The 13154-nt window shown below is 47.5% G+C and carries 9 protein-coding genes; 7 read left to right on the top strand and 2 right to left on the bottom strand.

The features are described 5' to 3' along the window. The first annotated feature begins 3 nt into the window (after positions 1-3). The 6 genes from L4D19_RS18055 to pelG are packed head-to-tail and all read left to right on the top strand — an operon-like array spanning position 4 to position 9226. Complete coding sequence (locus tag L4D19_RS18055) at positions 4-3528, top strand: tetratricopeptide repeat protein (RefSeq protein WP_428453629.1); 3525 nt, start codon at positions 4-6, stop codon at positions 3526-3528. Positions 3529-3537: 9 nt separating this feature from the next. Continuing rightward, on the top strand, positions 3538-4056 hold the full coding sequence (locus tag L4D19_RS18050) for a hypothetical protein (protein WP_428453628.1): 519 nt from the start codon (positions 3538-3540) through the stop codon (positions 4054-4056). 30 nt (positions 4057-4086) lie between these two features. Further along, on the top strand, positions 4087-5430 hold the full coding sequence (locus L4D19_RS18045) for a PelD GGDEF domain-containing protein (RefSeq protein ID WP_428453627.1): 1344 nt from the start codon (positions 4087-4089) through the stop codon (positions 5428-5430). Next, positions 5393-6361, top strand: a complete 969-nt coding sequence (locus L4D19_RS18040; RefSeq protein ID WP_428453626.1) for a hypothetical protein — start codon at positions 5393-5395, stop codon at positions 6359-6361. Before L4D19_RS18045 ends, L4D19_RS18040 begins: the two co-directional genes overlap by 38 nt. Further along, positions 6358-7872, top strand: a complete 1515-nt coding sequence (pelF, locus tag L4D19_RS18035) for a GT4 family glycosyltransferase PelF (RefSeq protein ID WP_428453625.1) — start codon at positions 6358-6360, stop codon at positions 7870-7872. The genes L4D19_RS18040 and pelF overlap by 4 nt, the downstream gene beginning before the upstream one ends. Continuing rightward, positions 7853-9226 carry an exopolysaccharide Pel transporter PelG gene (gene pelG, locus L4D19_RS18030; RefSeq protein ID WP_428453624.1) on the top strand — a complete coding sequence of 458 codons (1374 nt, stop codon included), beginning with the start codon at positions 7853-7855 and terminating at the stop codon, positions 9224-9226. Before pelF ends, pelG begins: the two co-directional genes overlap by 20 nt. Positions 9227-9352: 126 nt before the next feature. Here pelG and L4D19_RS18025 read toward each other — a convergent pair whose 3' ends face one another. Further along, positions 9353-10147, bottom strand: coding sequence for a slipin family protein (locus L4D19_RS18025; protein ID WP_428453623.1), 795 nt, complete (start codon positions 10145-10147; stop codon positions 9353-9355). 3 nt (positions 10148-10150) lie between these two features. Beyond that, positions 10151-11578, bottom strand: a complete 1428-nt coding sequence (locus L4D19_RS18020) for an NfeD family protein (protein ID WP_428453622.1) — start codon at positions 11576-11578, stop codon at positions 10151-10153. 198 nt (positions 11579-11776) lie between these two features. On the opposite strand from L4D19_RS18020, the gene L4D19_RS18015 reads away from it, so the two are divergent. Then, on the top strand, positions 11777-12874 hold the full coding sequence (locus L4D19_RS18015) for a substrate-binding periplasmic protein (RefSeq protein WP_428453621.1): 1098 nt from the start codon (positions 11777-11779) through the stop codon (positions 12872-12874). Positions 12875-13154 lie beyond the last annotated feature (280 nt).

Genomic DNA, 13154 nt, shown 5'->3' with positions numbered 1-13154 from the left:
CGCATGGCAGTATTTTTAAAACGTCCCCACTCAGGTAAAAGAAAAAAGCCGAGAATACGCCTGGTCAACAAGCGAACCTTGGCCGTTCTTACGATTACCTCATTGTGGGCACTATGGTTGGTCTCGCCTAGCCAGAATATGCTGATCAAGCTCGTTGCACGTTCTTCCTCCCCCGATGTATCACTGGCCTTTTTACGTGAAATCAATAGTCGGGAACCAGACAACCGAGAAGTCATCAAACTGATGATCGAAACCTATATCCAGCTCGATCGCCGCAGAGAAGCGTTAGCGTTGTCAGAAACCATCCTCACCTACGACGATGCCACCAGAGACTGGGATGCCTTTGCTGTCTACCTTCAGCTGTTACTGGATGTTTTTCATCAGAATAGCGCGAATAACGAAATAGAAAGCAGGATTAAGCGCATAATCAGTAGTACGGATTATGTTCCCGAGGCTGAACTGGCGCGTCAGTTTGCCGATGCCGCCATTGAACTTTCAATGCCGGAAAAAGGTTTGGCTCTATTGCTGCCACATCTACAAAGCGGCGAAACCAGCCACCAGGAACTGATCACTCTCGCACTACAGAATTCAGACTATGATAACTCTCTGAAGCTTCAACTGGATGCATTCAGGGAGTTCGAAAGTCTCGACCAGGCAAAATCATTACTGGCATTGCTGACCTCGTCTAATGAACCGGTATTAAGCAAACAATTTATTAGCAGCTATAACGGCAAACTCAGCCAACAGCCTGACTTCTTGCACCTGACAATTGATCACTCCAGGCTAATGGGCAATTTCGATACCGCGCTGATGCAATCGAGAAAGTTACTGGCCATCGAGCCCAGCAACCAGCTAATGACAAGCACGGTAGAACTCGCTATCACCAACGGTGACCTTGCTTTAGCAACCTCTCTTCAACAGCAATTGGTAAGCAGTACAAACGCCTCTGTGCATATCGCCAAGCTACATGATCTTTATCGCTGGCAAGGCAATGTACCTAAAGCCTTTGCGCTAAGCAAAGAGCTACTCGGCCGTTCGCCATCAGAAGCGCAACTCAGAGCTGGTGTTGAAGAATCCCGTGCTCTCGGGGACATTTATCACGAAGGTGTCTTCTATAATCGCCTTGCCGCCAATAACCAAATCACCAGCAAGGAGTATTCAAGCTGGCTAAATGCACTTGAAAAGGCTGAAGGCACCAATGCGGCTCTAAAAAGCATAAAACGGCTTTCTGCAATGCGCCCCAGGGATCCGGCTTTAGTCGTCCACACCGCGCGATTGTATGACTATCAGAGTGACTATGCCCGGGTGATTAAGCAGTGGAAGAAACTGCAGCGCTTGCGTAAACCAACGACAGCTGAAGCCCTGCGTTTTTCTAACGCCTACATCATGACCTATCAGCCAAAATTGGCTTTGGCAGCCTTAACTGCCCCTGCTGACTGGCTGAATGCCGATGAGGATTACCTTGAAGCCGTTGCCACGCTAGCCTGGGAAACCAGCGATCGCAAACTTGCGCAACTTTCTCAAGATAGACTGTTAGTGCTGTCGAGCGACAACATAGACGTGTACCGCTACCTCAATACCAATTTACCCGTCCTGAATGAAAAAATAGACGAACTGGTGACCCTATACACCAGTACTAACAATGAACAGCCACTACTCGCCGCCATAAAAGCAGCGAAAGAAGCCAATGATCAACACCAATTTATCCGTTTGCTGAAACTGGCTTCAAATGACCCATCACTTGCCAATAATACAAATATTCAACTTTACCAGGCTCAGTTGGCGCTTGATGAAAACAACATAGAGAAAGCAAACACTCTGTACAATAACATTCTCAAACGGGAACCGAGCAATGTCAGTGCCATTGGCGGTTTGCTATGGCTCGCCATTAACACTCAAGACAATGAGACTATGGATAGCCTTTATCGTCGTTATAAATCTGCCCTTAAAGGTGAAAAAGAACTATGGCTTGCTTTTGCCACCACGGCACAACTTCTCGGCCGTCCCAAAGAGGCGGAGTTATGGTATCAACAACTGCTATTGAACACAGAAAAACCCGATGTCGCCGTTATTATTAACTTTGCAGCCTTGCTCGAATTACAAGGGCGCTATGATACGGCTTACAAGCTTCGTCGTTATGTCGCGACCGAGCTCAGTGATTCGTTGCTCAAACTTAAAGATGGCGATATTACCTATCGCTCGTTAGTTGCACTTTTTATGGGCGAGCAGTTTGCTTATGCCCAGGTCGCCGAAGCGGCTCTGGAACACCCCAACAACCGTAAAACTCAAGAGCTCTTTCAGTTTTTCCTTACACAAAACCGAGCCGACACCCTCCTGTTCTGGCATAAGAGAACTGCGCTCAAGCTCTATCAGCTCCCTGACTGGCAACAGTTATCTCTCGCCATACAGAGCAAGAACAGAGATGAAATGGAAAGGCTGCTCGCAGAATCAGTTAACCTGCCGGAAGCAGACAAAAACACGGCTCTTCAGCTCACAGGTCAATATCAGGAAGCTTGGCAACATGGGCAGGAAAACCTTGGCCGTATGATAGACAAGCCAGCAGAAAAGCAACTGAGACGGGTGCACGTCAATCAACACCCAGATAAAACACACAGTATTCGATCACAGGTTACTCAGAACAGCCAATGGGATATCGCCAAATTCAGTCTGGATTACTATTCGCCACACCATAACGGCAGCTGGCGGCTGGGAAGCGACTACCAAATCGCAGATGCTCCAGTCCAGTTTCAAGGTAATGACATCGACAATGAAACCAGGCTCCGAGGCCAGTACCTGCACAAACGGCTAGATACTGCATGGAAGCTTAATCTTGATATAGCCGATGGCCTTGGTGACCAGCGACTAGGCGCATCTGTCACTTATCAGACACCGCTGGACGCGTACTGGACAGCCTCTTTCAAGCTGGGGCTTAATAATGCAATTGAAGCGAGCCAACTGCTCACACTTTCTGGCCAGGATAATATTGTAGGCATGAGCCTAAACTACCAGCCGACAGCACGTGAATCTGTTGCTTTCCAATTCAACCTGCATGATATCTCGACCCGATTTGATGATGAAATCGGCAAGGGCTGGGACCTTAACTTCCGCGTTTCTGAACAGTTTTTCTTTGCGGATCCGGCATGGCAAATCTATGGCGATTACAGTATGCAGCGCGTTAATCTGAGCGATGATCCGCTTGACGGTGTCAATGAATGGCGCGAAGGAAGGTCGACATTAACCAGTGCAGATTTTATTGAAGACGAATATCAACGTGTCGCTATCGGTCAGCGCGTCTGGCATGGGAACCCCGGTCAGCCCGGAGCCATGGTTCCCTCTCCGAGATACTGGTTTGACAGCTCACTAGGTTACAACGTCACCACCAGTCGAGTTGATATGACAGTGAGCTCCGGCCTCGGTTGGCGCGTCGTCGGTAACGATGAGCTTTTCTTGTCCGTCGACTGGCAGAGCCAGGACAGAAATGGCGATGAGTCTATGAAGCTCTCGCTGGGATACTTTTACAGTTTTTAAAGGATTACAATGRTGAAATATAAACTGTTGCTTGCAACCACCCTTGCCTTGAGTGCCTGCACAAGCTATCAGGTGCCGGAAAGCCCGACATTTGCCGCTGGGAGTCGCTGGGCAGTGATGCCTATGATCAATAACTCCAATACCCCGCTGGCGGCAGAGAAAGCCGAACAAATTCTCAACGCGCAACTGTATGCAAAAGGTATTGATGCCGTAATGTACCCGACGAGCGAAACCAATGACCTAGCAAGTATTTTAGATAACTCGGCGAGAAGGAAAAATGCCCAGGCGTGGCTGGCCTCCCAAAATGTCGATTACGTAATCACAGGATCGGTTGAAGAATGGCACTATAAGAGCGGTCTTGATGGAGAGCCCGCTGTAGGTATTACCCTGGAAGTACAGTCAGCCAAAAGCAAAAATACTTACTGGCGCGCAACAGGTACGCGTGGCGGCTGGGGAAGAGAAAGTGTCAGTGGCACCGGCCATATCGTTATCGAGACCCTTCTTGATGGCCTGAACGTCGAACAATAATAACAAGCAGTAAGTAAAATAAGGTTGCCAATGAACAACATCTGGAATCGCTTTATTATCGGATTCAAACAAGATGGCTTCGCCTGGCTTGAAACTATCGTGGTTTCAGTGCTTTCGATATACATATGGACCCAGTCAGACTCCCTTGCTCCGTCATCGACTGAGCATAATTTCTTCTGGCCGCTTTTTGGTCCGCTGCTCATTGCATTGCGATACGGGTTTGCCAAGGGTTTGATTAGCGGGTTGCTTACAACAGCAGGGCTGGCAAGCATAATGAATGCAACTGGACTGCTGGAGTATTACCCTCTCTCGCTGGCTGTCGGTTTAATTCTGGTCGCAATGATTGCAGGCGAATTCCATGACTATTGGCACAGCATTAACCAGAAGCACATATTAGATCATACCTATATGGCGCAAAAGCTTGATAGCTTTACCCAAAACTACCACTTGCTGAAAGTCTCCCATGACCAGCTGGAACAGCGCACTGCCGGGCAGACGGTAAGCCTCAGAGCGAGTATCAGTGCATTACATAAAATCGCATCGAAACACAGCTCACACCGGCTCGAGCACCTAGGACACCCTTTCCTCAACCTTCTGGCTGAAATTGGCGGGCTGGAAGTCGCCGGTATTTACCGGGTAAAGGATGGAAACGTTGTTCCAGAGGTACAGGCGACGCTCGGCGATCATCACAGGCTGGTGTTGAGCGATCCTATGCTTCAGGACATGCTGGCAACCCAGAAACTTCTTTCACCCGCGAAACTAGATGAAAATCAAGTCCATAAATCACGTTACCAGCTATGTATCCCACTACTTGATACCCATAAGACACTACAAGGCTTTGTTATTGCCGAGCATGCCAAATTCTTTATGCTGACGCCAGCCAATGTCGCTCTTCTGTCTCTGGTGTCAAACCATGCAGCCGATCTACTCAGTGACGCGATTGTCACCCCAATCCTGCAAGCTCACCAGAGTACGCTGTTTCTTAGTTACCTTGACAGGGCCGAGTACAACAAACGTCACTACGGTGCCGATAGCACCCTCGTCGTATGTATTGATACCAACGGTGCTCATAACAAAAGCCTGGATTCTATCGTCAATTACCGCCGTGGGGCGGATGTTTACTGGTCTTGTCAGACCAAAAGAGGCCAGCACGCACTTGTTGTCCTGCTACCACTTACATCCGTTTATGATGCCCAGCAATACATAAAGCGCCTAAAGGAACTTCTGTCTCTTACAATTGGCAATCACATTGACGATATCGATATTCTTGGGCCGTTATCTTTAGAGCAAGATCAAAAACAAATAAAAACTCTTATGAATGAATTTGGAGCTTATGATGAAAGCCTGGCTATTTATTCAGACGATCTCATTTGAAAGCCTCAGCTTCTATATCGTCTTCAATCATGAAATGACGTCTGCCGAATGGGTGTCATTTGCCGCCTCACATGCTATTGCCTGTGCCAGCTTTGCCGCGCTAAGCTGGCTGCTGCTGCCGCGAAAGTTTAAGTTTCCTTTGATTAGCTCACTGAGCTTTTTGTTTCTATTTAACTTTTTACTTCCGCTCGTCGGCATGATTGGCACTGCCTGCTCGTTATTAATAGCCCTATACCTGCCAAGAAAACAAAGCCAGATTACCTGGCAGGAATGTGAGGAACATCCCCTGCCACAAAACCCGGGAGAAGTATTAGGCAACCAGTATGGTGCCGGTGCACTACGCGAAATACTGATCCATAGTAATGATCCTGATCGCCGGTCACTTGCTGTCAATGCCGTATGTCATCTTCCTCGTCAGCAGTCTGTCCCCTTGTTACAGCTCGCACTGAAAGATCTATCCGATGACGTCCGCCTGCTAGCCTACGCCGCTTTGGAAGGTATCGAAAGTCAGATTAACGAGTTGATATCTCTGTTCAAGAAGCAATATGAAAACACAGCTCAACCAACCAAAGCCTTCGAAATCGCGCAACAATACTGGGAGCTCTGTTATCTCGGTATTGCCGAAGGCGTTCTGAAAAAACACTACCTCGAGCAGGCCGAGCATTACCTCAAGATTTCCATAGAAAAAGAACAACGCGCATCAAACAACCTGTTGCTAGGGCGCGTACTGCTTGAGCAGCAACGTCCCGATCAGGCCATCATCTACTTAACAGCTGCGCTACACGGTGGTTTGCGCGTCAAACAGGTGGCTCCTTATTTAGCTGAAGCTGCCTATATAACCGGAGATTATCAAAAGGTTAAGCAATATATTGACTACTTCCCTGATCAAAAAGGTGAGCGTCTCAGCCAAATCAAGGAGTATTGGTCATGACCAAAGATGTCGATATCTGCCTGCTGCTTGAGGGCACCTACCCTTATGTACGGGGAGGTGTCTCGAGCTGGGTACACCAAATCATCAGCGGCTTGCCAGAATATACTTTTCACCTGATCTTTTTGGGCGGACATCCTGATTTCTATGGCGAACCGGCCTATGAATTTCCGGACAATGTCGTCGGATTTGAAGTCCACTATTTGTTATCTTCCCCAGGAAAAACGAAACCATCTCCACGCACGGGAAAAAGTAAACTATTTCAAGCCTGGGGACACTTTCTGTCATTTTTTGAAAGAGAAAAGACACCAATTCCCGGTGACTTACTTGGACAGATCTCAGAGTTTTTAGGACAGAAAAACAAACTTAGCCTGACTGATTTCTTATATAGCCGTGCATCTTGGGATGTACTGACAGAGCGTTATCTTGAGTCCGCCGACAACCAGTCCTTCGTTGACTATTTCTGGACCTATAGAGGCATTTACCAACCGCTTTTTGTTCTGTCGCAAATTTCTCAGAACCTTCCGGATGCAAAAGCCTTTCATAGCGTATCGACAGGATATGCCGGCTTCCTTGGCGCGCTATGCCGGCAAGAGACAGGACGCCCGTTTCTAATTTCAGAACACGGCATATACACCAAAGAACGCAAAATCGACCTGTCGCAGGCCAACTGGATTAAAGACAGGCACAGCCTGATTGATATCAGTATGCACAAAGACATGGATTTAACCCGCAAAACTTGGATTCGTTTTTTCGAACAACTTGGCCTGACGGCCTACCACCAGGCCGATGAAATCGTGGCCCTTTTCGAGGGCAACAGGCAACGACAGCATAGGGACGGCGCTCCCGAGCATAAAACCCAGGTTATCGTGAACGGTATTAATACCCAACGTTTTCATGCTGCCTACGAAAAACGACCGACCTCCCCCCCCCTTGTTGTCGGCCTGGTTGGGCGTGTTGTGCCAATTAAGGATATTAAAACCTTCATTCGTACCATTCGTGGCGCTATTGAAGAATTACCGGAACTTGAAGGCTGGATCATTGGCCCGACAGAAGAAGATCCTGGCTATGTGCATGAGTGCGAGTTGCTGATAGAGAGCCTCGGCCTCACCAATAATGTCAAAATGCTCGGCAGCCAGAATGTAGCGGAAATCATGCCCAAACTTGGCGTAATGATGCTGACCTCTATCAGTGAGGCCCAGCCGCTTGTCCTGCTTGAAGCGATGGCGGCGGGTATCCCTTGTATTTCAACCGAAGTCGGTGCTTGTCGGGAGATTATTGACGGTGCCGCCGGCGAAGATGCAGCCCTGGGCTCTTGTGGTGTTATTATTCCGATAGCCAGCCCACTTGAGGGGGCAGAAGCCATTATCAACGTATTAAATGATACAGATAGTTGGATCAAAACAGGCGATGTCGGCAAGGCCCGCGTCACCCGTTACTACGATGAGAAACTGATGTACGATTCGTATCGACATTTATATGAGGAGGCCATCGGTGGCAGGGATTGGCTTTGAATTAAGGAAGATACTTAAAAAGAACTCGTTGCTGTCTATGCTCGAGGCCTATGGGTTAGCTGGCTTGATCAGTTCAGGTCCGTGGGTTATTTCAATTCTGGCCCTACTGGCTATCGGCATGCTCAGTATCGGAATTGTCTTTCCAACGAATATAATAGTGCAATTTCTGGTTATTGTTACCTATTTAATGGCCGGCTCGCTGATCATTAGCGGCCTGTTCCAGCTATTGTTAACGCGATTTATTTCTGACCTTCTATTTGCCGAGGAAGAACATCGGATTATCCCTAACCTGCTCGGCTCAATGTTAGTCACGAGCTTAATCGCCGCTGCAGTGGGTGGTGGTGTCATGGCGTTATCTCCCCAGTTAGAGCCCGCCGTCAAAATCGCCATATTTACTTGCCTCGTGCTCCTTTGTAATCAGTGGCTAATCATCATTTTCCTCAGTGGGATGAAAGAGTACTACCGTATCTTTTTCACCATAATGCTCAGCTACGGGTTGATGATTGTATTAAGCGTCACATTACCGCCTTTCGGTTTACTGGGACTGATGGTGATTTTCTGCGGTTGCCAAGCAGTACTGACATTTGCGTTTCTTTATCACGTTATTCGCGACTTCCCTGCCAAGCAGCTAATTTCCTTTGAGTTTCTTAACCCTAGCAAGGTCTTTTACTCGCTACTGTTATGCGGTTTTTTATACAACCTAGGGGTATGGCTGGATAAATTTGTTTTTTGGTTCAGAGACGAAACCTCCCATCAGGTCATTGACCTGTTCCGCGCTTCTTACATCTACGATCTGCCGATATTCGTCGCCTATCTGGCGATTATTCCTGGAATGGCGGTCTTTATGCTCCGTATGGAGACTGATTTTGCCGATGCCTGCCTCAGGTTCTACGATGCCGTTCGTGAAGGTGCAACACTGGATTCTATCTTCCTACTTAAAGATAAAATGATCCTTGCCTGTCAACAGAGTATCTACGAAATCTTTAAAGTTCAGGGCATGACGCTCGCCTTACTGCTGCTGTGGGCTGAAGACATACTCGTTGCGTTAAACATCGACTTGGCTTACTTACATCTACTCTATGTCGATCTTGTTGGCGTCAGCCTCCAGGTACTGGTGATGTCAATACTGAACGTGATGTTCTACCTCGACAAACGCTACTCAGCACTAATACTGACGGCTCTCATGGCTGCAGGTAACTTTATTCTGGCCCATCTGAGTATCGACCTTGGACCAGTGTATTATGGCTATGGGTTTGCGATTACCATGCTGGTCACTACAATTATTGGACTCATCATGCTCGACAGACAATTCGATGATCTTGAGTATCAGACCTTCATGCTTCAGCGTTCTTAAAGCTGGTTTATTTCCTGACTAGTAAACTTTATAGCCACCATATACAAATTAGGCTCCCTATATCGGGAGCCTATCTATATGTGCACTTATTAGTATTCAAACTTCTGTACTCAAATTTCTAGGGTATTAAGGATAATCAATCTTATGATCCGTGTCCGAGGAGACCGAAGAAGCCTTCATAAAGCCCCCCACCTTATCGACCAAATCGATTGGCATCGGGAACAGAATTGTTGTTGTACGATCGTTGGAGATTTCAGTTAGCGTCTGCATATAACGAAGCTGAACAGCATTGGGGGCTTCGTTTAACACCATAGCAGCGTCTTTCAGCTTCTTTGAGGCTTCAAGTTCACCAACAGCGTGAATAACCTTAGCTCGACGAGCACGCTCCGCTTCTGCTTGCCTTGCCAGAGCGCGAACCATACTTTCATCTAAATCCACATGCTTAATTTCGACATTCGCAATTTTAATACCCCAATTGTCGGTATGCTGGTCAAGGATCAGCTGCAGATCTTTATTGAGCTCTTCCCGGGCCGACAATAGTTCATCAAGCTCATGCTGACCGAGTACCGAGCGCAAGGTTGTCTGCGATAACTGACTGGTCGCTTCGAGATAATTTTCGACATTATTGATTGCCATCTTTGGGTCAACGACACGAAAGTAGACAACCGCATTCACCCGCACCGACACATTATCCCTGGTGATCAGATCTTGTGTAGGGACATCCAATACAATGGTCCGCAAATCAACCCGCACCATTTGCTGGATTATCGGTACAATGATGATCAGACCAGGTCCCTTTACTTCATAAAACCGCCCCAAAAAGAAAACGACGGCACGTTCATACTCACGTAAAATCTTAAACATGCTGACGATTAAGACCACCACCAGCACGATTATCGTCGCTAACGAATAAGTAACCATATGTTATTCCTTATTACTTGAGGGATCACTGTAGCCGTCTTCTACAACAAGATATAAACCCGAAACTCTTCTCACTACGACGCTCTGCCCTTTAGTCAATGGCTGGTCGCATTTCGCCTGCCATATCTCACCATCAACCAATACTCGACCATCACCTGGGAAGCCGCTAACAACCTTGGCACTTTGTCCCAGTAGGACTTCTACACCGGTTGTGACAGGCTTGCGCCGTGCCTTTAGCAACAAGGCAAGGATAACGAAGGTGAAGAGAGCAGATACCACAGTCAGACCAACAATAAGCGGGATGGCGATTTGATAGCCAGGTGTTTCGGTGTCCATTAGCATAATTGAACCCAAAACAAAGGACACGATTCCGCCCAGGCCGAGTATGCCGAAACTCGGGCTAAACGCTTCCGCTACCATCAGTGCAATACCCAGCAGCAGCAACCCTAGCCCTGCATAGCTAACGGGTAACAATTGGAGTGAATACATTGCCAGCAACAGACATATTCCGCCGAGAACCCCCGGTAAACCGACACCCGGGTTATAAAACTCCAACAGCAAGCCATAGATCCCGATTAACATCAGAATATAGGCCACATTGGGATTGGTGATCACGGAAAGCAGCTTAAAGCGCCAGTCCTGCTCTCTCTCGACAAAAGCAATATTGTCCAGCTCAATTTGTTGCTCTAACCCGTTTATGGTAATGGTTCGCCCGTTCGACTGCGTCATCAGGCTATCCAGATCAGCGGCAATAAAATCAATGACATTTTCTTTCAGGGCACTTTCGGCATCTAGACTCGCCGCTTCAGTTACCGCTTTCGCCGCCCATTCTTCATTTCTGCCATGTAACTTGGCCAACCCCTTAATATAGGCAGTGGCATCATTAATGACCTTCTTCTCCATGGCGGTTTTCGCTTTTACCCGATCATCTTCAGGTTTGGCCTCACTATCACTTTCAGCAGCGCTTGCTTCCTCGTCTTTAGGTTCTTTTTTTTCTTCCTTAGGCGCAAAAGGATTACTGCTGCTGTCATCATCTTTTCCAGACGGAGCCGTCAAGTTAACAGGCGTCGCCGCCCCTAAATTGGTACCGGGAGCCATAGCCGCAACATGACTGGCCAGTAAAATATAAGTCCCGGCACTTGCCGCTCTTGCCCCAGAGGGGCCGACCCAGGTTGCGACAGGAATTGAGGATGTCGTGACTGCACGGATAATATCCCGCATGGAGGTATCCAGCCCTCCCGGGGTGTCCATCTTCAACACAATAAATGATGCCTGCGCCTCTCTGGCATCGTCGATTTCACGGGCCACATAATCACTCGTCGCCGGGCCAATTCCACCTCTAATTTCGATGACCCACACATTATCGGCAGAAGCTGAAAATGCAGTAAACAATAGGGTCAATACCAGCGCACAATAAGAGAAAAGCCTCATCTAACTTCCTCCCCCAAGAAAAATAGCGACTTACTCGATAGTCTTGCTAAGTTTCTGAGTTGCCATTAACTGCTATAAGCATAGCCTAAGTCATTAAGCACACTGTTTTTATGGCTTATTACATTCAAAAATAAGACAGCAACATGAAGGAAAAATGACACTTATACTTAGGCTAGTGTGGGCAAAAGAGCAGCCAATATGTCAAAACTGAACCCAGCACAACGCCTGTTTATCCTCCTGTTACCGGCACTCCTTCTGTGTCAAAGTGCTTTCGCCGCGACAACAGCCAAGCCTGTTATTGAAGTGGGGAGTTATCACTGTCCGCCTTTCGTCATCAAACACGACGACGGTACCTATTCAGGTCTGAGCATTCTGTTGTGGGAGAGAATTGCCGAGCAGCTTGGGCTTCAATACGAAATCAAGGAACTTGGCCTGAAAGAGTTGCTAGAAGCCGTATCGACGAGAGAAATCAACATCGGAATTTCTTGTTTATCTATTACACCCGAACGCGAGCTCATTCTGGACTTTTCGCACTCATTTTACGAAACACATTTGGCGATCGCCGTGAAAAAGCAAGGCTATTTGTCCTCGGTCAAGAATATTATTACCAACAAACATTTATTGACCGTTCTTGGTTTTGTTCTTGCCGCAGCGGCTTTCGTTGGCGCTATCTTCTACCTGCTTGAGCACAGGGTAAACGAGAAGCTGTACTCTACATCCTCTCGCTGCGCACAATTGATTGAAGGCTTCATTCTCGGGCTGCTTTTTATCACCAAGGGCCCTTTCAATTACTTCGAATTTAAAACCCTAACCGGCAGAGTCATCACGGTAATTCTTGCGATAGCGACCACACTATTTATAGCCAGTATTACGGCCGTACTGGCAAGTACCTTCACGCTTGGACTGTTAAGCTCTGACATAAAAGGTCCTAATGATTTGGCTAATATTCCAGTCGGAGCGAAAGAAGCATCAACGTCATCCGAGTTCCTCACCAATCACAGTATTGTTCACCGCACTTATACTGATAACAGCCAACTACTTGAAGCACTTGAGGCCAATGAGGTGCAAGCCATTGTCGCGGACGATGCCGTATTAAAATACCTGATTAAGAAATCCAAGGAGAAAGGCGAATACGGTGATCTCATTGTGCTGCCCTACCAATTTGAAAAACAGAACTACGGGTTTGCGATCGAGGATAAAAGCCAATATGCAGAAACACTCAACCGAGCCTTGCTCAGGGTAAGAAGAAGTACGGAGTGGCGGCAGGCACTGCACGAGTATTTTGCCGAAAGGTAGTTTGGAAATTGGTACTAAGGTAAAAGAATGGCGACCTACAGGTCGCCAAAGCCAAGTAAGTAGTATTATACCCAAGCTACCTCAAGATGCAGGATTCAGAGTGAGACCAGCGTGCTCAGTTCAAGGAAAATGACGGTAGGAATGGTATTCCCTTTCAACGTTATTTGACACAGAAATGGGCGCGCTGGCTCACTCCCAAAGGGCGAGTTTACTTGGCTTCTATGCGTTGTTACCGATTATTAATTTAGAGCCACTAGATTTTCTAATCGGTGCCTAGCCT

Origin of the sequence: Photobacterium kasasachensis (assembly GCF_050336885.1) — a bacterium.
GTDB classification, from domain to species: Bacteria; Pseudomonadota; Gammaproteobacteria; order Enterobacterales; family Vibrionaceae; genus Photobacterium; species Photobacterium kasasachensis.
The sequence above is the reverse complement of the archived record's forward strand: the minus strand, read 5'-3'. Positions and strand labels throughout refer to the sequence as shown.

Excerpts from the sequence above, each read along its gene's own strand:
- L4D19_RS18055 (WP_428453629.1), top strand. The coding sequence starts at position 4 with ATGGCAGTATTTTTAAAACGTCCCCACTCAGGTAAAAGAAAAAAGCCG.
- L4D19_RS18045 (WP_428453627.1), top strand. The coding sequence starts at position 4,087 with ATGAACAACATCTGGAATCGCTTTATTATCGGATTCAAACAAGATGGC.
- L4D19_RS18040 (WP_428453626.1), top strand. The coding sequence starts at position 5,393 with ATGAAAGCCTGGCTATTTATTCAGACGATCTCATTTGAAAGCCTCAGC.
- pelF (WP_428453625.1), top strand. The coding sequence starts at position 6,358 with ATGACCAAAGATGTCGATATCTGCCTGCTGCTTGAGGGCACCTACCCT.
- L4D19_RS18025 (WP_428453623.1), bottom strand. The coding sequence starts at position 10,147 with ATGGTTACTTATTCGTTAGCGACGATAATCGTGCTGGTGGTGGTCTTA.
- L4D19_RS18020 (WP_428453622.1), bottom strand. The coding sequence starts at position 11,578 with ATGAGGCTTTTCTCTTATTGTGCGCTGGTATTGACCCTATTGTTTACT.
- L4D19_RS18015 (WP_428453621.1), top strand. The coding sequence starts at position 11,777 with ATGTCAAAACTGAACCCAGCACAACGCCTGTTTATCCTCCTGTTACCG.